General features: G+C 36.9%; 20 protein-coding genes and 1 pseudogene. 13 read left to right on the top strand and 8 right to left on the bottom strand.

The window, feature by feature from the left end:
- The first annotated feature begins 17 nt into the window (after positions 1-17).
- A complete protein-coding gene (locus RMA95_RS13050) occupies positions 18-434 on the top strand; it encodes a hypothetical protein (protein ID WP_311071145.1) in 417 nt (138 codons plus the stop codon).
- 290 nt (positions 435-724) lie between these two features.
- On the opposite strand, the pseudogene RMA95_RS17665 reads toward RMA95_RS13050, so the two are convergent.
- Positions 725-1,871, bottom strand: a pseudogene (locus tag RMA95_RS17665) (multidrug effflux MFS transporter).
- A gap of 99 nt (positions 1,872-1,970) precedes the next feature.
- On the opposite strand from RMA95_RS17665, the gene RMA95_RS13035 reads away from it, so the two are divergent.
- The 3 genes from RMA95_RS13035 (at position 1,971) to RMA95_RS13025 (ending at position 4,178) form a co-directional block, all read left to right on the top strand.
- Positions 1,971-2,756, top strand: coding sequence for a helix-turn-helix transcriptional regulator (locus tag RMA95_RS13035; RefSeq protein ID WP_311071140.1), 786 nt, complete (start codon positions 1,971-1,973; stop codon positions 2,754-2,756).
- 261 nt (positions 2,757-3,017) lie between these two features.
- Positions 3,018-3,467 (top strand): DUF6097 family protein, encoded by a 450-nt coding sequence (locus RMA95_RS13030; protein ID WP_198071036.1) that lies wholly within the window; start codon positions 3,018-3,020, stop codon positions 3,465-3,467.
- A 276-nt stretch (positions 3,468-3,743) separates the two neighbouring features.
- Complete coding sequence (locus RMA95_RS13025) at positions 3,744-4,178, top strand: glyoxalase (RefSeq protein ID WP_311071137.1); 435 nt, start codon at positions 3,744-3,746, stop codon at positions 4,176-4,178.
- 39 nt (positions 4,179-4,217) lie between these two features.
- On the opposite strand, the gene RMA95_RS13020 is transcribed toward RMA95_RS13025, so the two are convergent.
- Positions 4,218-4,481: a hypothetical protein gene (locus RMA95_RS13020; RefSeq protein WP_013197966.1), complete on the bottom strand. Its 264-nt coding sequence runs from the start codon at positions 4,479-4,481 to the stop codon at positions 4,218-4,220.
- A 229-nt stretch (positions 4,482-4,710) separates the two neighbouring features.
- Between RMA95_RS13020 and RMA95_RS13015 the strand changes: the two genes are divergently transcribed.
- The gene (locus RMA95_RS13015) at positions 4,711-5,154 is read left to right on the top strand and encodes a BLUF domain-containing protein (RefSeq protein ID WP_023274242.1); all 444 of its coding nucleotides are present in this window, start codon (positions 4,711-4,713) and stop codon (positions 5,152-5,154) included.
- A 136-nt stretch (positions 5,155-5,290) separates the two neighbouring features.
- Here the strand turns inward: RMA95_RS13015 and bla are convergent, their stop codons facing one another.
- Positions 5,291-6,145: a putative subclass B3 metallo-beta-lactamase gene (bla, locus tag RMA95_RS13010; RefSeq protein ID WP_311071134.1), complete on the bottom strand. Its 855-nt coding sequence runs from the start codon at positions 6,143-6,145 to the stop codon at positions 5,291-5,293.
- Between the two features lie 540 nt (positions 6,146-6,685).
- On the opposite strand from bla, the gene RMA95_RS13005 reads away from it, so the two are divergent.
- The 3 genes from RMA95_RS13005 to RMA95_RS12995 all read left to right on the top strand — a co-directional run bounded on the left by RMA95_RS13005 (position 6,686) and on the right by RMA95_RS12995 (position 10,238).
- Complete coding sequence (locus RMA95_RS13005) at positions 6,686-8,107, top strand: GntP family permease (RefSeq protein ID WP_311071132.1); 1,422 nt, start codon at positions 6,686-6,688, stop codon at positions 8,105-8,107.
- Between the two features lie 33 nt (positions 8,108-8,140).
- Positions 8,141-8,926 (top strand): 3-hydroxybutyrate dehydrogenase, encoded by a 786-nt coding sequence (locus tag RMA95_RS13000; protein ID WP_107973822.1) that lies wholly within the window; start codon positions 8,141-8,143, stop codon positions 8,924-8,926.
- Between the two features lie 325 nt (positions 8,927-9,251).
- Entirely contained in the window at positions 9,252-10,238 is a 987-nt protein-coding gene (locus RMA95_RS12995; RefSeq protein WP_311071129.1) for an AraC family transcriptional regulator, read from the top strand.
- Between the two features lie 70 nt (positions 10,239-10,308).
- Here the strand turns inward: RMA95_RS12995 and RMA95_RS12990 are convergent, their stop codons facing one another.
- Together RMA95_RS12990 and RMA95_RS12985 are read right to left on the bottom strand one after the other, a co-directional pair.
- Positions 10,309-11,652: an MFS transporter gene (locus tag RMA95_RS12990; RefSeq protein WP_311071128.1), complete on the bottom strand. Its 1,344-nt coding sequence runs from the start codon at positions 11,650-11,652 to the stop codon at positions 10,309-10,311.
- A 16-nt stretch (positions 11,653-11,668) separates the two neighbouring features.
- Entirely contained in the window at positions 11,669-12,880 is a 1,212-nt protein-coding gene (locus RMA95_RS12985; protein WP_311072272.1) for an OprD family outer membrane porin, read from the bottom strand.
- A 367-nt stretch (positions 12,881-13,247) separates the two neighbouring features.
- Here RMA95_RS12985 and RMA95_RS12980 point away from each other — a divergent pair, with 367 nt between their 5' ends.
- The 5 genes from RMA95_RS12980 to RMA95_RS12960 are packed head-to-tail and all read left to right on the top strand — an operon-like array spanning position 13,248 to position 18,137.
- Positions 13,248-14,498, top strand: a complete 1,251-nt coding sequence (locus tag RMA95_RS12980) for a dienelactone hydrolase family protein (RefSeq protein WP_311071126.1) — start codon at positions 13,248-13,250, stop codon at positions 14,496-14,498.
- 12 nt (positions 14,499-14,510) lie between these two features.
- Positions 14,511-15,296, top strand: a complete 786-nt coding sequence (locus tag RMA95_RS12975) for an SDR family oxidoreductase (RefSeq protein WP_311071124.1) — start codon at positions 14,511-14,513, stop codon at positions 15,294-15,296.
- Positions 15,297-15,339: 43 nt separating this feature from the next.
- Positions 15,340-16,578, top strand: coding sequence for a styrene monooxygenase/indole monooxygenase family protein (locus RMA95_RS12970; protein ID WP_311071122.1), 1,239 nt, complete (start codon positions 15,340-15,342; stop codon positions 16,576-16,578).
- Positions 16,579-16,605: 27 nt separating this feature from the next.
- Positions 16,606-17,136, top strand: a complete 531-nt coding sequence (locus RMA95_RS12965) for a flavin reductase family protein (RefSeq protein ID WP_311071121.1) — start codon at positions 16,606-16,608, stop codon at positions 17,134-17,136.
- Positions 17,137-17,189: 53 nt separating this feature from the next.
- Positions 17,190-18,137, top strand: coding sequence for a transporter (locus RMA95_RS12960; RefSeq protein ID WP_192454312.1), 948 nt, complete (start codon positions 17,190-17,192; stop codon positions 18,135-18,137).
- Between the two features lie 56 nt (positions 18,138-18,193).
- Here the strand turns inward: RMA95_RS12960 and RMA95_RS12955 are convergent, their stop codons facing one another.
- From RMA95_RS12955 to antB, 3 genes are all read right to left on the bottom strand, one after another.
- Positions 18,194-19,252: an AraC family transcriptional regulator gene (locus RMA95_RS12955; protein ID WP_192454313.1), complete on the bottom strand. Its 1,059-nt coding sequence runs from the start codon at positions 19,250-19,252 to the stop codon at positions 18,194-18,196.
- 464 nt (positions 19,253-19,716) lie between these two features.
- On the bottom strand, positions 19,717-20,751 hold the full coding sequence (gene antC, locus RMA95_RS12950; protein WP_311071117.1) for an anthranilate 1,2-dioxygenase electron transfer component AntC: 1,035 nt from the start codon (positions 20,749-20,751) through the stop codon (positions 19,717-19,719).
- A gap of 5 nt (positions 20,752-20,756) precedes the next feature.
- Positions 20,757-21,248 carry an anthranilate 1,2-dioxygenase small subunit gene (antB, locus tag RMA95_RS12945; protein ID WP_311071115.1) on the bottom strand — a complete coding sequence of 164 codons (492 nt, stop codon included), beginning with the start codon at positions 21,246-21,248 and terminating at the stop codon, positions 20,757-20,759.
- Between the last annotated feature and the right edge of the window lies 1 nt (position 21,249).

Raw genomic sequence — 21,249 nt, 5'->3', positions numbered from 1 at the left:
TAATATTGGGTAATATTATGAAAAGGATAATTTTTTTAGGATTAGTTCTAAGCTTAACTGGGTGTTCAACAGCTCCAGTTGTTTCAAATACTGCAAAATTAGTACCTAATGAAAGAATTTACAATCAAAGGTATTTAAAGAAACAAACCCCTGAACAAGCAAAAGTTACTTTTTTAAGAGATAAAGGTTTCTTAGGTTCTGGTTGTACTCATGATATTTATGTTAATAATGAAAAGGTATTTTCAATTCGCTCAAATGAAATAGCTACAATTTATCTTGAGCCTAAATATTATATTTTTAGATTAGAAACAGGTACAGGAATGTGTCCGAATATTGCAACTTCTCAAGAAACGGAAGTCAAACCTGGAGCGGAGATCGAATATCGAATCTTACTTCCATCTGACTTTAACTTAAGACTAACTCGAATGAAGTAAGAGATTAAAAATTTCTACGCCAATGAGTTGATTAAAATTAATGTTCATTAAGTTTTGATTAAACCCACTCATTGTTAAGTGGGTTTTTTCTTAATTGAACTAAGAATTATTAATTGCTTTAAAATTATTCTTTATGCAATTGAAGCCGTTTTTAGAAGCATTACCCTTAATATAAGAAATTTTAGATTCATATTTTTCATTTAGCTAAACTTACCAATGGTAGAAATAATAAACCTCTGAAGTAAATTGAAAATATGATTTATCTTACAACAGTTAAAACTTATAGTTAGCTAGTTATATTGGTCATACTTTAGTCTTATTTTAAGAATTAAGGCTACCGATGCACAGACTGTAAGAACAAGGCCTAACTGTTGTACTAGCCCAGCAAGTCCAAGCATACAACCCAACAGTAAATAATACGTTAAGCCGAATAACGCACCAGCTTTTCCTGCTTGTTCTCGATAATGACGCAGTGCCTGACTAAGTATGTTTGGGATGGCAATACCATAGGCTAGAACGACGCCAGCCATCGGAATCAAGATCCATACGGTTGTTTGTAATATCCAAGCAATCATGCTTGATAACATTGTGATGTAACAAGCATGTCTTACCAATATTTCTGGTTCTATATTTGAGGCAAGTAGCTTTCGATTTAGTAAACTACCCATAAGAGAAGAGATTGCTAATAATAATCCTGTCCAGCCAAATTTTTCTGAACTCCAGCCAAGTTGTTTAAAAAGAAATGGGGCAAGGCTGTAATAACTGAAAATCATTGTATTAAACAAGGCAATTAGCATGGCATTTTGCCAAAGCGAATTATCAAGGAACATACGGGCAGCTAATGTTCGTATGCGAGTGTGAGTTATTGGGTGAGACTGAGTTTCAGGAAGAAAAAAAAGCAGCACTTAGTATTAATAAGAGTATGGCAAGTAAAAACAAGGCAATAAATACGCCTATATAACCCCAATGACTTACTAACCATCCTCCACTTATTAGACCAAAAACCGGGCTTATAGCTAGTGCGGCTCCCATAAGGGAAAATACACTTGCTAGTTTTGTCGATTCATAACTGTCCCGAAGCATGGTTTGTACTACAACAGACCCAGCGGCAGCGCCAAAAGCTGAAATCATACGTGCGAATAACAAAAATTTGAAATTTACTGTTGTAATAGCTAATAGTGTCCCAGCCCCATAACAGATAAGTCCTAACATCATGGCAGAGCGGCGACCAATTTGATCACTTAACCATCCCCATAACCCTACACCTATAGCAAAAGCGATGAAATAAACTGAAAGCGTCTGAGCTGCTTGTTTACTATTAACTGCAAATGAGTGGGAAATGTAAGGTAGTGCAGGGCTGTATATAGTTTCAACTAGTTGAGGGAACATTATCAGAAGTGTTAAAAGCCACAAGGGTGGACGATGTATGGCATTCATAAAATGTCTTAATAAATGAATATTAAAGGTTATTATTCTTGAAAGATAAAAGTCTGATTATCATAATAAGGACTGAATATATTAATTATTGGACAGATTTTGAAAATTGCATCAGATAGTATTTTTGATCCAGATATTTTCGCTGATCCAGTGATTGGTATTGCATCAGATATAGGAAAACATGATTCTGGTAAGCATTGTCATCTTCGTCATCAGTTACTTTTTTCGGCTGCTGGTAGTATCACAATAGAAATAGATAAAACGACTTTTTTACTTCCACCACGACGTGCTGCATGGATTCCTGCAGGCATAACTCATCGAGCGATCATGCGTGGTGTAATGGCTTACCGCTCACTGTATTTTTTACCAACATCAAATTTATCTCAGTTGCCAGTACAGATTGTTGAAGTCAATCCATTATTTTTTGAAGTAATTGAAAGAATGGCATTTTGGCCATGGGGAATGCAGGCTGAACAACAAGCAAGTTTAATTACTGTTTTTTGTGAAGAGATATGTGCTGCACGAAGTGAAAATTGGCAATTAATGTATCCATCAGATGCTCGTCTAGAATCTTGGTTAGAGCACGTCCGTATGGGAGAACTACCTCCACGTTTAGGTCAGCTGGCTCAGCTAGTAGGTGCTTGCGAACGTACTATTAGCCGAATATTCATTCGTGATACAGGAATGAATTATCAGAACTGGAGACAACAATGGAGATTATTAAGAGCAATAGAAATGCTATCTGAAGGTATACAAATAAGTGAGGTGGCGCAACAACTGGAGTTTATCAGTGATAGTGCATTTATCGTTTTTTTCCGTCAACATACAGGTACTACTCCAGTCCGTTATCTACAGAATATTTTTAGCGAAAGCTTGTATAAATAAAATTTTCTCTATCGGTAATATTAGAGTTAATCTTAAAACAAGTAGCAAAAAGACTCTCTTTTAGTACTTTAATTTAATCCATGTTCTTCATAAAAATTGATCTTATTAAAACTATTGGAAATAGGAAAGTGTTTAGAAAAGTTAAAGTATCTTCTGGATTTTTTATTCGAATTAATTTATTACTTTTATGTTAAAAAGCAGTTCCTTATACAGAATTTCTACTAAAATCCCTGTTTTTTACTGATTGCATTATGGTTATTTATGGGAAATTTAAGAATTTTAGGTGAATCTCTGGAAAATGCGGAAATATTAAAAGACGTTCAATATCATATTAAAGATAGGAGATTACCTATCTCTTTAAAAGATGATTTAAACAAACAAGTTATTGAGATTGAAAAATATTTTGGTGAAGATGACTTTGAGAAACTCGAAGTTAAGAAAAACAAAATTAACATCTGGACAGGAATTCTTGCAGTTCCTATCTTAATTTATTGTATTGCCTTGTTCTTAAGTCGATATGTACATAATTTTGGAATTAATATTGATGTAGACATGATGAATCATATGTTATTTGAAAATATATTGAAGTACATATGGGCTATTATTCTTTATGCAGCAGTATTTTTTGGATTAATTTTTTACTTTTATTTAATGAATAATCAAAGTAAAAAATTAATTGAAAAGAATGTTGAGAAGCTTCTGAGTAAATAAATTTTAGAACATTTAAGCCTCGCATTGGCGAGGTTTTTTTTGTCGGCATATTTAAACGTTCTCTGGGCAATTTTTTCTAAAATTTCTTCTAAAAGAAATAGTAATAATAATTTTTAAAACTCAGAAAATAAATTATGTATGATTGACGTGATGATAGTGATAAGAGGATCCTTAAAATATTTAGGCATAAATTAGCAAGAAAATAATTAATGTTTAAAAAATGAATTATTTCAAGTATAAAAGAACCTATTACTTTATAAAAATGAGTTATTAAAAATGTCTCCTATCAAAGTACTTTTTGTTGCTGGATTTGGACCAATTACAAGAGTTAATGAAGAGAGTAAAGCACTCTATCAAGATACATTAAACCTTCCAATAAAAGCGATGGAAGGTAATGAATCTTATATGAGTACAGAAGATGGCGAGCTGGGCGGTGTAAAACACTTTGCACTGTGGCCATTACATCAAGCAGCAGAGTCCTGCTTTGGTCGAAAAGAATGGCCTGAAGAGTTTACTGTTCCTCAAAGTTGGATTGAGTTTGAAGTTGAAGATATTAATCAAGCTTCAGCTCATATGATTTTTAAAGGATATCAACTACTGGTAAATAATCGTTTAGAGCCATGGGGGCAGTCAGTTACTCGCTTTTTAAGTCCTGAAGGAGTACTCACTGGGTTAACAGTTACGCCATGGCTACGTACCGAAAACCAATAAATTAGTATTTTATCTAAAATATATTAGAAAAACGTTTACTCAGGAATACCGTAGTTTGGTTTTCTTTGTCAAAATCTTGATAATCTTAAAGACCTGATTATTCAGTCTTATTTTTTGATGAACGGTCGCATTGTCAAGTTGATCCCATAGTTCAAATGGGAAAAACTCTGAACTATGATCAAATACCCATAACCATTGGTAACTATGAGTCAGCGTATTACTATCAAAACGAACATCTTGAACTTTGACAATCTTAAATTGTTTATGATGTTCATCTTGAAGAGTGATTTCATGGTTCTCCATTAGACATCCACAAATTAAAGACAGTTTTAATTTTACTAAAATTAAAAGTATCTGTTTAGTTGATTAAGTTGGCATTCATTTACAAAAGATTTCTGCTTGTTAAAGTTTGTCATTTTCAAAATGATAATAATCTTTACTTTTGAAATACAAGGTTTTAAGTAGGCCGCATTGTAAGGATAGTATGTAAGTGTCAGAATGCACCATTGACATTTATCTTCGAGTTATCGCTATGAGTTTAATAGGCTTTATGTATGCAAGTAAAACCAATAGTGAACATAGTCAAATAAAACAAGATTTAATTGATATTCTTACAGAAGCTGTCAAATTTAATTCTAAAAATGACATTACTGGTGTGCTTTACTATGGTAATGGGTACTTCTTACAATACTTAGAAGGAGAGAAAGAACAAGTTGAGGCGCTGTTCTATAAATCAATTTTGAAAGATTCAAGACATCAAAACTGCGAAATCATCTTTTTGGAACCGTCTGAACAACGGTTATTTAAACATTGGAGTATGAAATTTGCTCCTATCAATACAAAAATAAAAGATTTCTTTTTTCATCATCATGTTGATGACTTTAATCCATATTTGCTTAACACTACATCAATTCCATCTTTTATTGAATTACTTGTAGATCAACCCAATTTGAAAGCGGATCAATATCAAGTTTAACCAATATTATAATTTTTGATTAGATATAACTTGAACAGGAAAATAGTAAAGGGTGATTATATTACAGCTTCTAAAAAAGCCCTGCATGATCAGGGCTTTTAAATTTTTATCAAATATAAATATGACAACTTAATGTTTATGGATGACTACTAACTAGTGATTTTTCAAACGCCATTTCCGCATCTTTTACAATACTAGAAAGTTTTTCTGGTTGAATAAATGCATTGGTTTGTCCAGCATCTTTACGCGCCTTATTGCCCAAGACATCTGCAACTTCTGGATGGCTAGTAAGCACAATATCTGCCTTCATATTTTTCAAACGCTCAAAACTCTTACGATAATCTGCAACAATATTTGGATACTGATGATTATTTTGTAAAACATTGCCAGCTACAGAGAGACTGCAAGGGAAAACAACATTTAGGTTCTTACCGTTAGATTTAACTTCAGTTGACCAAGTTGTACAACCTGGGGTATGTCCAGGAGTAAGCGTGGCTTTAAGTTTTAATTTTCCTAGTTTAACTACTTCTCCATCGTGAATGACTTTATCAACTTTAACTGGAGTAAAAGGAATAGTTTGGAAGGTGTTTTCACCTATAGGTTTTCCTATTTCTAAAGCCTTAACATCCTGCTGCATTGCAATTAATTTAGCACCAGTATCTTGTTTAATGCGTGCAAGTGCACCTACATGGTCCCAATGAGCATGGCTCGTAACCATAATTTTTACATCTGATAACTTAAAACCTAATTGTTTAATGTTCTGCTCTATTTGCTCTGTATTTTCTGGAAGGCCCGTATCTATCAATAAAGCTTGATGACCAGAAGCTAACAAATAAGCTGCAAGACCATGAGTACCTACATAGTATATATTTTCAGTAATTTGGAATGGCTGAGTATTTTGAGTCCAGTCATCGGGTAACTTTAATGGTGCAGCTGAGGTAGATAGAGAAGTCAGCAATATACTTCCTATAAACAACATCTTTTTCTTCATCTTTATTGGACTCGTAGGTTGATCGCAGTAATTAAAGTTTTATATTTTAACGCCTTTGCCATGATTAGGCCCTAATCTATTCATAAAAAACCTGATTATTCGGATAAAAAATTTTCTGCTTAATTATTAATGTAATGGATAGAATGTATTTAGTAATGAGAAGTTAACCTCCTTAATATTTATTAAGTTAATGATGTAATTAAACTAATTTAAAAAATATATTATTTAATTTCCTTTATTAAATAATATATAGGTATTAATTTAATTTACTCAATAATTAATAAGTTTTATAAAACAATAGCATTTTTAAATAATTAAATTTTACCAATTGGATTGATCAACTATTTGTAATTTATAGGTATTTAAAAATTTAAATAAATTACATTGTTTTTAAATATTTTAGTGATATTTTATTTTTAGGCACATTTACCTATTACCAAGCATAGATATTTTGATTTTTATCATTATAGGTTTGGGATAACCTAAATATCTTTTGGTAATTTTAAACCTAATATTTATTCTTTAAGGAGCAAAGAATATATGTGGGAATTATTTGTAATTCTACTTTCGCTTGGGCTGTTAATGTACACAGCTTACAAGGGCTTTTCTGTCATTTTGATGGCACCAATTTGTGCCTTACTTGCAGTTTTACTCATTAACCCAGCCAATGTTTTACCGTTTTATTCGGGTGTTTTTATGCCCAAAATGGTGAACTTTATTAAAGATTACTTTCTTGTATTTTTGCTCGGGGCAATTTTCGGTAAAGTCGTTGAAATGTCTGGAATTGCCGAATCTATCGCTCGAACTATTGTGAGATGGATTGGGGCAAAAAAAGCGATTTTAACCGTTGTGTTATTAGGTGCAATTTTAACGTATAGCGGTGTCAGCTTATTTGTTGCAGTATTTGCAATTTATCCTTTTGCAAACCAGCTTTTTAGACAAGCTAATATTCCAAAACGCTTAATTCCGGGAACTATCGCGCTTGGTGCATTCACATTTACCATGGATGCATTGCCAGGTACGCCGCAAATCCAGAACGTTATTCCAACTACATTCTTTGGTACCAATATTTATGCTGCACCATTTTTAGGGATTATTGGCGCTATTTTTGTTTTATCTGCAGGTTTAGCCTATTTGGAGTGGCGTCGTCGCGCTGCTGCAAAAGTGGGTGAAGGCTTTTCTGGTTTTGGAATAGACAATACGTCGTCTCAAGAAATTGAAGCCGATATATCTATGCAAAATAATGGAAGTACAGCTCGTCAGTTTTTAGCGTTTGTACCCCTTATTCTTGTTGCTGTAATGAACAAGTATTTGTCTAAGGCAATTAAAGAGTGGTATCCAAATGGCTTTGATTTTGCCACTGTAGGTTTAGCCGATTATACCGTTGATGTTGCAAAAACGGGAGCGATCTGGGCTGTAGGTTTAGCACTTATTGTCGGAATTATTGCTGCAATTTTATTTGACTACCAACGTGTAGTGACGAACTTTAAAGAGGGCATTAATGCCAGTATTGGTGGCTCACTTTTAGCAGTGATGAATACAGCTTCTGAATATGGTTTCGGTGCAATTATTGCGTCATTACCGGGCTTTGCCCTGATTAGTCATGCAATGAGCAGTACTTTTACAAATCCTTTAGTGAATGGAGCTGTGACGACAACCGTTTTAGCAGGTATTACCGGTTCAGCTTCTGGTGGTATGAGTATCGCTTTAAGTGCGATGGCTGAACACTATAACGCCGCGATTTTAGCTGCAGGTATTCCACCAGAAGTCATGCACCGTGTGGTTGCAATGGCGTCGGGTGGTATGGATACGCTTCCGCATAATGGTGCTGTCATTACTTTACTCGCTGTTACAGGTTTAACCCATAAACAATCGTATAAAGATATTTTTGCAGTTACGGTAATTAAAACATTAGCAGTATTTGTAGTGATTACGGTCTTTACCGTAACGGGTATTGTTTAAATCAGCACGTTATAAGTATTAAGGAGTAAATAGATGACTAAACTTTTAGACGGTAAAGTTGCTTTTATTACAGGTTCTGCAAGTGGTATCGGTCTAGAGATTGCTAAGAAATTTGCTCAAGAAGGTGCCAAAGTTGTTATTTCTGATATGAATGCCGAAAAGTGCCAAGAAACGGCGAATTCACTTAAAGAGCAAGGCTTTGAAGCATTATCTGCACCATGTGATGTGACCGATGAAGACGCTTATAAACAAGCAATTGAGCTTACTCAAAAGAACTTTGGCACGGTTGATATCTTAATTAATAATGCTGGCTTTCAACATGTTGCACCTATTGAAGAGTTTCCAACGGCTGTTTTTCAAAAGTTAGTTCAGGTCATGTTAACAGGAGCATTTATTGGTATTAAACATGTTTTACCAATCATGAAAGCTCAAAAATATGGACGTATTATTAACATGGCTTCAATTAATGGCTTGATTGGTTTTGCTGGAAAGGCAGGTTATAACAGCGCGAAACATGGCGTGATTGGTCTAACAAAAGTTGCGGCATTGGAATGTGCACGTGATGGTATTACGGTAAATGCTTTATGTCCGGGTTATGTAGATACGCCATTGGTTCGTGGGCAAATTGCAGATTTGGCTAAAACTCGTAATGTAAGTTTAGACAGCGCACTTGAAGACGTAATTTTGGCAATGGTTCCTCAAAAACGTTTGTTATCTGTTGAAGAAATCGCTGACTATGCAATTTTCCTTGCGAGTAGTAAAGCTGGTGGGGTAACAGGGCAAGCTGTGGTTATGGATGGTGGTTACACAGCTCAATAATTTAAGTGTTTTAAAAGCCGCTTATTTTAAATAGGCGGTTTTTTTTATTCGTTAAAATTTATGATAGTCTACTGTTCAAAATAATGATTTATCTCTACTCTATTTATTTATAAAAAATCTAATAAAATAAGTTTGTTAAAGTATGAAATTATACTTTAAAGGTATTTAACTTATTTCCATTTTTAAAATCTAATAGAGTATGAGAAAGTAATCTGTACTCTCTTTCTTGATTCGGTATTTTCAGGAAAACTCGTCAATTAAAGGATATTAATTGGCATACAAGTTGCTTTTTAAGCAATAAGTTATTTAGCTAGGTGAAAAGGATATGATATCACTCAGCCAACAGATGGAACTCAATCATTATTCACGCAAAGCTGAATTTGCGCAGAATTTGATGTCCGCGATTTGTGGTGAACACCGTCTAGACACAATTTACAAAGACACTCTCGATTTTCACTATGACGGAATGCGTTTGCCCAATAAAAAAATGGCAATCGGTACAATCAGTTATGGTGCAAACGTTGCCATTAACATCTCAAATTTAAAAGCGTATAGCATTAGTTTGCCGATACAAGGTCGACAAGCTCTCAACATTCGTGGCGCTCATTATCAATCTGATGAAAATAGAGGCCTTATTGTTTCAAATAACGATCAGCAAGATTTGATTATTGATAAAGATTGCAGAAAATTTCAGGTGGTTATTCCTGAGCGCAGTATGCAGATTGTCCTTGCGGATCTACTGAATAAACCTATAGAAGCTCCCATTATTTTTAACCCTGAAATGCACTTAGACTCTGAGCAATTGATTGGTGCATGGTGGAAGAATATTCAAAATTTTGTACAGTTAAAATCGCAATATAGCAATTTTTATGGTTTGCAAATGCTATCTGAAGACTATGAAAATTTTGTAATTAAAGCGTTATTGTTATCTCAAGAAAACAACTACTCTGAAGCTTTAAAGTCACTCTCACATCAGGATGAGCCAGCTTATATTCGTAAGGTTCGTAATTTTATTATTGAACATGCGCACGAAGAAATCTGTGCAGAAGATTTGCAACGTCTGGCAGGGGTTTCAAAATCAAAATTGTATGACGAATTTCAACAGTACTACGGCACCAGCCCAATGTCGTATTTGAAGAAATATCGTCTCCAACAAATTTATAAAATCTTGAGCACAACAGGAGCAGATAGAAAGGTTTCTATTTCAAAGCTTGCCTATGACTGGGGCTTTAACCATTTAAGTCGTTTTTCTCAAGAATATCGTGAAGAGTTCGGAGAAAATCCAAGTGAAACTAAAGGCAAAATTTTCTAATATTTAATTTTTCCAAATAAAAAAACTGATTTAGGTGACTAAATCAGTTTTTTTATTTATTGATTAATATTTATAGACTTTCTTCAAGCTTTAACACTTGTTTGTTTTTAGATTTCTCATAAATCACTTTCAGGCTAAGTGCAATAAATGAGATGAAGGTTGGTAGTGCAAGAATAAAGAAAATACCGCTTAAGCTTAGGTTGAAAGTGAAAATGAGCGAGCCAAAGAAAGCACCTAAAATTGCACCGATACGACCAATACCATGCATCCATGAAACACCAACCGCGCGGCAAACTGCTGGATAGAACATAGCTGCAAGTGGCAGTAATGAAGACTGTGCACCAGCGAGTAATGCACCAATTAAGAAGATAGTAAGACCTAACAAGAAAATATTTGAGCTCACCAGACCAGCAATAATGAATAGTCCAAAAGCAATGAAATATGAATATTTAATCACTGTAGTTGGATTCAGTTTATCCATGTACCATCCCATAATGGTTGCACCAATCACACCACCAAAAGGGAAAATCGCGGCAATTAAACTAAACTGTTGGGTACTAAAACCTGCTGTTTTTAAAATTGTTGGCATCCAGCTTGTTAAAAGATAAAACACCAATAGACTGGTAAAGCAGCAGAGCCAAAGCATGCTTGAACCCCAAAGGTATTTCCCTAAAACCACTTTAACCGGATTTTCATCTGAGGCATTTTCTGCTTGAGTTAAAACAAGTTTTACCGGTTCTTGGAACGAATGGCCTTGAATGTTTTCTAAAATACGCTGAGCTTTATCTTGTTGCTGACGTGTAATTAAGTATTGAGTTGATTCAGGTAATTTAAGCAATAAAGCAACCACTAAAATGAGCGGAATGCTTCCTCCAATAATAATCACTTTGGCCCAGCCATAGCTTTCTAATAGATAAGCTGACAACACACCGCCACAAGAAATACCCAGCATAAAACCACAACCAGCAAGACCTGTAAGGAATGCTTTACGTTTTACGGGCATATATTCAGAAACAATCGTACTGATGTTTGGCATGGCTGCACCTAAACCAACACCTGTAATAAAGCGATAAATCATTAAGTCTTGGGTTGAATTGGCAAAGCCACACAAAATCGTAAATATTGAAAACAAAAGGCTTGTAAAAACAATAACGCCTTTGCGGCCAAACTTATCGGACAGAGGTCCCGAAATAATTGCACCAATCGACATACCGACTAAAGCAGCACTTAAAACTGGAGCAAGCTGAGGCTTGGTAATTCCCCAATCATCGAGCAATGCAGGGGCAATAAAACCAATAATTCCCGTGTCTAGACCATCACAGAAGAAGACAAAAAAGCCTAGGATAAAAACCATCCACTGTAGCGGAGACAGTTTCTCACGGTTGATAATCGTGTTTGCATCTATCGTTCTCATATGTATTCCTTATTCATTAAAATTTTTTGCTGTAATTGACGAAGAAACGGTTTTCAGAGAAATCATTTCCATGCTTAACGTCGTAATTGATAAAGATGTATTGAAGAGCTAAACCTTTGAGGAGTGGCTGTTGAAGGGCATAATTGATGATAACGTTGGATTCACTTTCTTTATTTTTTAAGCCATCTGCTGTCTTAAAGTGATCGCCATATACATATTTGAAAGTGGTATTTAAACCAGGCACATAATCTTTAAAGTCATAGCCATAGATGAAGTGATAAGACTTTTCATCTTGTTTGAAGAAACCAGTCGTGTTCCAGTTAATGAAATAAGTTTCAGGTAAGAATCCATCTGGTAACGGGTAAGCTGACTCACCAATAATTTGCTGATAACCCAAACCAAAGCTATGATTTTTTACTTTAAGCGTTTCTAGTAACCCTACATTTTGTGCATCGATGTCAAAAAGATTTCCATTATCTTTGGCATTGAAATATTTGAATTTTGAATTAACTGAAAAATTAGAATTTTTCCATAGGTGGTCAACGCCGACATAATGTTTGTTATATAAATCCTCCATATTCCCAAAGTAATATTCACCCTTCAACGTAGGCGTAAATTGATAGCGAAGATCTATGTAGTTAAGTCCATCGGAGTAGCCAGTCACACCTTTTGAAGTAAAAGAAAATCGATGAAAATCTTCTTCATTTCGTGGTGATACTTTTTCAATACGGCCAATTTCAGCAAAAAGCTTATCGTTTAGCTGGCTCTTAAGATTAGTTCCCCAATAAGATGTCAGGAGTTGTCGGCTTGCATCTACAGTGGTTACGGGTAAATCCAGCCATAATTCACCAATGCTTAGTAGTGTCTTGTTATAGCCTAACTTTAAAGTCGCGCCATATTTTAGATAATCAGGTGCTTGGGACTGCGTGGCTTTATCAAAAGGTAATACCGTATCTGCAACATGTTTATCTTGGCTTAAACGAACCGCATATTGTGCTGAAGCATTTGCGCCAATTTGAATTGGGGTTCCACCAATTTCTAACGGCGTATCATGCATATTTGAGTTGTAAAATAGAGAAACTGATTGTGACCAGCTACCTGTATCTTTTACATCTGGATTGTCATAGTTTCTGTCTATATATGCATTTTTTGATGTAAATTTCCATTCTTCATCCGCTGAATAAGCCTGAGTAGAAAATGCACTGCAACATAAAATATTGATGAGCATTAACGTTTTTTGTTGTCCATAAAGTGGCCATGGTCGATGCATAAATAAACGCCTTAATTTAGAAAATGACTGGGCTTTTTTTATGTAATCAAACTAATTACATGACTTGATTGAACTATTTTTAGCCAATCGTCACTATCCAATAAGTCCTAATCTTCATCCATTTTTTCCAAATTAGATAAAAAGAATTAATTTAATTTTTAATTTAAAGTTATGAAATTTATTAGTTTTCTAATTTTTAGTGTTTTATCCATTTTTATTGATTTTGATAATTGCGCACAGATTGGATAGTGCTTGCAGCTTTTGGACAGCCTAAAAAAATATTCGGATAGAAGATAAAGCCATAACAATGTCAGGAGTTGACACTATGGCTGGTCAAACCGTTCAAATTAAAACAGCATCTGGAAAGCAGTTCAGTGCATATCTAGCAACACCAGAAACAGGAAAAGGACCTGGAGTAGTGCTTTGTCAGGAAATCTTTGGGGTGAATGCAGCCATGCGAGAAAAAGCAGAATTTCTTGCAGAAGAAGGCTATACCGTTTTAGTTCCTGATTTATTTTGGCGTGTAGCACCTAATATCGAACTGGATTACACACAAGAAGATTTTCAAAAAGCTTTCGAGCTTTATCAGCAATATGATGAAAATCTTGGGGTTGAAGATATTCAGGACAGCTTATCTTTTTTAAAGACCCGACCAGAATGTGACACCTCTACAGGTCTCGGTGTGGTGGGCTACTGTTTAGGTGGAAAGCTTGCGTATCTTGCAGGCTGTCGACTTTCTGAAGTGGCATGTGCCGTAGGTTATTATGGTGTAGGAATTGAAAAAGCGTTAGATGAGCTAGCCAACGTAAAAGGGCGTTTGGTTTTACATATTGCAGAACTGGACCAATTTACACCGCCAGATGCGAGACAAGCGATTGTTGATGCAGCCAACCAATATTCAAATGTACAAACTTATGTTTATGAAGGTGTTGATCATGCTTTTGCACGCCCTAAAAGCAATCATTATCACAAACCGTCAGCACGTTTTGCCCACGAGCGTACAGTAACCGCTCTACATGACACGATTGGACCGAAATATGACTTAGTTGCGCTATGGGAAGAGCATATTCGTCATGAGTTTGATACGCGTGACGTCCCAGCAACCATGGCAACGATGGTCGCAGAACCTTATGTCAACCATATTCCAACTTTAACTGGTGGTGTAGGCCAAAGCCAGCTTGCTCGTTTTTATCAATATCATTTTGTTCATCAAAACCCGAAAGATATGAAGATTACTTCGATCTCTCGTACGGTTGGCTCAACACAAGTGGTAGACGAATTCATTATGAGCTTTACCCACGACGCTGAAATTGACTGGTTATTACCGGGTGTAAAACCGACTGGTAAATATGTCGAGATTCCAATGTTGGGTGTAATTCAGTTCAGAGGTTCAAAGCTGTGTCATGAGCATATTTACTGGGATCAAGCGTCGGTGCTCGTTCAAATTGGTTTATTAGACCCAACAGGCTTACCAGTTGCAGGTGTCGAGACAGCACGAAAACTTCTTGATGAAGACCTTCCTTCAAATACGTTGATGCCATCTTGGTCAAGTAGTGAAGGCAAGCCAGTCAATTAAGGAGTATCTGCAATGAACATAGATTTAAAAGGAAAAGTCGCTGTGGTGAGTGGCGGTGCAACACTGATTGGTAAAGCTGTTGTACAAGCTTTGGTAAGTGCAGGTGCTCATGTCGCTATCTTAGATATTGATGCCAAAGGTAAGCCGATTGCCGAAAGCTTTAACCATGATGTGATGTTTATTCAAACCGATTTAACCAGTGATGCAGCTATTCAACAAGCTGTGGTGGATATTCACCAACATTTAGGTGAAGTGAGTTACTTGGTCAATCTGGCATGTACCTACTTAGATGACGGTTTTAAATCCTCACGTCAGGATTGGTTACAAGCACTCGATATTAATTTGGTCTCTACCGTTGAGCTGAGCCGTGCTTTTTACAATGACCTAAAAAAGCAGCAAGGTTCAATCGTTAATTTTACTTCAATCTCGGCCAAAGTGGCACAAACAGGGCGCTGGTTATATCCAGTGTCTAAAGCCGCGATACGTCAACTCACACAAAGCATGGCAATGGATTTTGCTGCCGATGGTATTCGCGTCAACTCCGTTTCACCGGGTTGGACATGGTCTCGTGTTATTGCAGAAGTCAGCGGTAATAACCGTGAAAAGGCCGATAGCGTGGCAGCCGATTATCACTTGCTAGGCCGATTGGGTCATCCCGAAGAAGTTGCCAATGTTGTTTTGTTTTTATTGTCACCCGCTGCGAGTTTTGTCACCGGAGCAGATTATGCGGTCGATGGCGGATATTCAGTGATGGGCCCTGAAGGATCACAGCCCGCTATTCCACGTTTAGCCGAATAGCACAGCGTTTTAAAAGCACATTTAGAAAATTATGGAGAAGATTATGCGCCGTATTGCAATTGTTGGAGCAGGACAGTCTGGTTTACAGCTTGGTTTAGGCTTATTAGATACAGGCTATGAGGTAACCATGGTCACCAATCGAACTGCCGATGAAATCCGTCAAGGTAAAGTTATGTCAAGCCAGTGTATGTTTCATACCGCTTTACAAACTGAACGTGACTTGGGACTAAATTTTTGGGAAGAACAATGTCCAGCGGTAGAAGGTATCGGACTGGCTTTAGTTAACCCTGAAAATGGTGGTAAAGCATTTGAATGGAGTGCTCGTCTTGAGCGTTACGCTCAATCGGTCGATCAACGCGTCAAAATGCCATATTGGATGGAAGAATTTGAATGCCGTGGTGGTCGATTGGTAATTCAGGATGTAGGTATAGAGGAATTAGAACAACTCGCAAACGACTACGAACTTGTATTACTCGCGGCTGGTAAAGGTGAAGTCGTTAAACAGTTTGAGCGTGATGATGCACGTAGCGTTTTCGATAAACCGCAGCGCGCTTTGGCATTGACCTATGTCAAAAACATGAAGCCAATTTCGCCATACTCTCGTGTAACTTTTAATATTATTCCAGAAGTGGGCGAATACTTTTCATTTCCAGCACTTACAGTAAATGGTCCTTGCGACATTATGGTCTTTGAAGGTATTCCAAATGGGCCAATGGACTGCTGGCAAGATGTCAAAACACCTGATCAGCACCTCCAATGCAGTTTGGACTTACTCAAGAAATTTGTGCCTTGGGAATATGAACGCTGCGCAAATGTTGAGTTGACCGATGCTGGCGGTTATTTGGCAGGGCGTTTCCCGCCGACGGTACGTAAGCCCGTTTTAACCTTACCGTCTGGCAAGAAAATTTTTGGGATGGCAGATGCCTTGGTGGTGAATGACCCGATTACTGGTCAAGGCTCAAACAATGCAGCTAAGTGTAGCAAGATCTATTTTGATGCCATTTTAGCCAATGATAATCAAAACTTTAGCGAACAATGGATGGTTCAAACTTTTGAACGTTATTGGGCTTATGCAGAAAAAGTGGTGGCTTGGACCAATAGCTTATTAGTACCGCCACAACCCCATGTTGTTGAGCTATTAGCAGCCGCAAGCCAAAACCAGAGCATTGCTTCCATTATGGCCAATAACTTTGATGACCCTCGTGCCTTTGCTCCTTGGTGGTTTGATGCAAATCAGGCTCAAGCATTCATGGCCTCAAAAACCGCAGCAAAAGTGGCTTAAGGGTAAAACAGCAAAGGGAGATAGAAAATGGACACAATTGAAACTTTAGCTTTACAAGCAATTAATGCAGAAAACCCAAGAGAAATCCGTAATTTGCTTGGACAGTTTGCAACTGGCGTTACCGTGATTACAACTCGTGGTAAAGATGGTCGGAAAATAGGTATGACAGCCAATTCATTTTCGTCGCTGTCTTTAGACCCACCATTAATTTTGTGGAGCCTTTCAAAAACAGCGCCAAGTTTGTCTGATTTTGTTGAAGCAGAATATTTTGCCATTCACATGTTGGCGCAGGAGCATCATCAGCTTTCGGGACATTTCGCTCGAGGTGCTGAAGACAAATTTGCAGGCATTGCACATCAAAAATGCAATGCAGGCGTTCCAATTTTATCCGATGCACTCGCAACCTTGGTTTGCCGCAATGTAAATCAGTATGAAGGCGGCGATCACCTGATTTTTATTGGTCAGATTGAACAATACCAACAACGCCAAGGTGAACCATTGGTATTCCACGCAGGAAAGTATCGGATTGCCGCAGAGCATCCAGAATTAGCCCATTAATTCACCATAATCACGATCAATCCGGTCGTGATTTTTTTATAGGAAATAAAAAGATGAAAAGCACTTTAATTAAGCATGGATTTTTAGCAGGGACATTGTTGGGTTTGTCATTAGTTTCTCATGCCTATGATTTACCGACCGTAAACTTAGGTATGACCAGCTTTCTCGATGGCGGTTTACCCGCAGGGCCCGGTTGGTATGCTCAAACTTACTTTCAAAATTACGATAGTAATAAACTGGTCGATGCCAATGGACAAAAATTAGGTTTACCTAAAACAGATTTAAATTATCAAGTACTGGTTGAACAGATTAGTTATTTATCGAATGTCCGAGTAAAGGATAAAGCCAGCCTAGGTATGAATTTTTTAATTCCTTTTGTTAGAAAAATGGACATGGATGATGGCTTGAATAATGCTGCTATTAAAGCCCAAAGTGGCTTTGGGGACATTATGATTGGACCTTTTATTCAGTTCGATCCAGTCATGGGCGCGCAAGGGCCGAAGTTTGTACATCGTTTTGAGTTTCAGGTGAATTTACCAACGGGCGAATATGATCGGCAAAAAGATATTAACCCCAGTAATAACGCTGTTTCATTTGACCCTTATTGGGCTGCAACGTATTGGTTTAATCCTAAATGGACTGCATCCACACGTATCCATTATCTCTATAACTTTAAGAATAATGACCCAAGCTATGCTTTTGCTGGAGCAAATGATATGCAAGCTGGGCAAGCAATTCATGCAAACTTCGCAACAGACTATGCCATTACCGAACAGTTCCGCTTAGGACTAAATGGCTATTGGTTAAAACAAGTGACAGATACAGAAGTGGATGGTGAAAAAGTCAAAGGTCGACGTGAACAAGTCTGGGCAATTGGCCCGGGTGCGATGTATAGTTTTTCTAAAAATGATCACTTGGTTGCAAATGCTTATTTTGAGCAAGATGCTGAAAACCGACCAGAAGGAACACGCTTACAAGTTCGTTATGTTCATCATTTCTAAGTCATAAAAAAAGCCTTTTATATTTATTGATATAAAAGGCTTTATCTATTTTTAGTTTACGAAAAAATTGAAGTAATTAAGCCTAAGCCTTCACTTTGACCAGAACGGCGGGTAGAAGAAGGTAATTCACCATAACGGCGTTTGTACTCTTGAGAAAAACGGCCTAAATGGCTAAATCCCCATTTAAATGCAACGTCAGTAACCGATAGATTTTCATTGTGCATCAGCTCTAAATGAGCTTGTTCAAAACGTAACTCTTTTAAATAAGACATAGGGGTAGTCCCCAAATAATTTTTAAAGCCAGTAAATAGGGTTCTCACACTCACACCTGCATGTTCTGCCAAAATTTCTACATTAAGTGGTTCATGTAAATGTTCTTTAATATAGGCTTCAGTACGCTTCACGAAATAAGGAGAGACAGTTTTTTCTTTATGCTGATCTATTCTATGTAATGCATTATTGGGTTGACCATAAATGAGTGCATTGAATAGATTCGACTCAAATTGTTTAAAGGCTAAAGGATGATGAAGCGGGTGTTGCTCGCATGCCAAAGCATCCATCAGTGTTCTAACGAGCTGTAAAAAATAGGCTCCACTTTGTGTAGCAAAGTCTAATTTAGGGTCAAAAACGAGTAAGTTATTTTCTGAATCGGCGATGTGTTGACGGCAATGGTAAGTAAAATCATCCTTTGAAACTTTTAGAATGAGCTGTGGTGAGTTTGCGTGCCAGCGCATACGTAAAGATTGCTGTGGAGAAATAAGAGAAGCAATTTGAGAATAAGAAATAAACTTTTGTGAACCGAATTCGATTTCTGCGTAGCCTTGAGTTGGAATTTGAATTAGGTAAAAGCTATCAAGGTGATCTGGTTCAATAATGACATCCGCACCATATTCCAAGCGACTAATAGACAGTGAGCCTGTTTTAACATGGTGCATGGTTGCACTGAAATCTCGCTTTTGATGAGAGATTTTAAGATCATGCGGTTTAAAAATTTGGCCTACATTTCGGCAAGTTTCGCTTAAATCGTGGTGATCAAACACCAGATTATGATTGGTAAAGATAGACTCATTTTGAAAATGACGCCCACTGAGTTCTGGGGAGTTGGCTTGGTTCATATTTATCCCTTTTGGCTCACTCCTGTATTTACTTGTGTTGTAAAAGCTTTAAAACTTCGCTGCACAGCAAGTAAATACGGCACTTAAAAAATTAAGTTACTCGCAAATTACAATGAGATATAAGCAAAATACAGACCAATTTAACCGCTAATTAATATGATTTTCTCAAATTTTTACGTCGGATTTTGTCCATCAATTTAATACATTTGAGAAATAGAATAGGGGGATATAAAAGGTGCTATAAGTTAATCTCATCATGATCTTATTCCTTAAGATCTATCAAATTTATAGCAAATCCGAGTGAACTGGTCAATTTATTTTGTCGGAATTTATTATTTTATGCTGTTGAATATAAAGGTTTTTTATTTTTTTAAATAAAAATTCAATATACCCCTTACAGAGTATATTGAATCATTTCAGGTTTAGTGGTTTTTAAATTATTTGCACTTAAGCTATTTATATTTTCAACGTGATGTATTGCTCTGTAAAAACTTCTCGCTGTAGATCCGGTAGTTTTGCAGAGCTTGTTCATCTAACCAATTTTTTACGGCTTCAATCATTGGCGGTGGGCCACATAAATACATATCAAAAGCCTGTTCAGCCAGTTGATCTTTATTTAAATGCTCATGAATATAACCCGCTTTACCTTGCCAAGTTTCCGTTGCCTTAGTCACAATCGGGTGATAGCTAAAGTTTGGAAGCTGTTCTGCGTAGGCATGTAAACGCTGTTGTTCACACAAATCGGTTTCACTATTTACGCCGTAATACAACTGAACTGCAGGTGAGTTTGGTTGATCAACCAAGTTATCAAGCATTCCCAAGAAAGCTGATAATCCTGTTCCACCAGCAACAAAAACCAATGGTCGCTGTACTTCGCGTAAATAGAAACTACCAAGTGGCGCTTCGATGAATAGGCTTTGTCCAACCTGACAGCGATCACGCAGGTAATTACTCATAACACCGTCTGGTAATAGACGAATTAAGAATTGCAATTGATTGGTTGCGTTTGGTCTGTTTGCAAAAGAATAAGAACGCCAATCTTCAGTATCTGGAATTTGCAAACGAGCATATTGACCCGGCAAAAACTGAAGTTGCTCAGCATGACTGCTTGCATCAAGATGCAAAATTGCTGTTGTCTCAGAAACCAGCTCAACCGCAGTCACTTTAGTTTCAATTTTTAAAGTATCGCCAGCATTGCAAATAGCTGAATCATGATCGAAATAAAAAGCTGCATCCGATTTCACACGCGTCTGGCAAGCTAACATTTTACGCTCAGCCAAATCACGCTCACTTAATGCATCTTCATCGACATATTCTTGTTCATAAATACCGGTTTCACACTGACCCTGACAGGTACCACAAACACCTTCACGGCAGTCTAATGGCAGGTTAATTCCTTGACGAACCGCTGCATCAAGCAGCAATTCGTCGTTATTTACCGAAATGAAAAAGCTTTTGCCATCGGCAAAGTTAAGTGCAACTGAATGTCCCATTTTCATTCCCCTTAAACGTGATAGAAGTCTAAAACGGAATCAATTTTGTCATTGAGCAAAATGCTGTGCTGACGACGAATGCGGAAACCATCTGCTGTTTGGCGTAAAAGATAAGTGGCATGCCCATAAAAACAGCCTTCTAAACCTTGACGGTTATACAGTGTTTGCCATACAACTTTTGCTTCAATTAGACCATCATCAAGTGTTCTAACTCGAATGTTATTCATGCTGTGTAAAGTACGTGGTAATGGCGTTGCCGAAGCTGCTTTTCCTGTACGAATACGGAATACACGGTCTTCAAGTCCAGTGCGGTCTGCGTAATAAATATAAGACAAGCCCTGATTCGGATCTTGAACATAGTTATGGTCATCAATCCATTGCGGAATATGATATTCACTATCTTCATCGTAAAGTTCTAAATAGGCATCCCAGTCATAAGCATCACAAAGTTCTGCTTTTTTGTACAAAAACTGAGATACAGCAAAATATAGTTCTTGTGACATG

This window comes from Acinetobacter sp. V110_1, from assembly GCF_031798975.1.
Lineage (GTDB): Bacteria > Pseudomonadota > Gammaproteobacteria > Pseudomonadales > Moraxellaceae > Acinetobacter > Acinetobacter nosocomialis_A.
The sequence above is the reverse complement of the archived record's forward strand: the minus strand, read 5'-3'. Positions and strand labels throughout refer to the sequence as shown.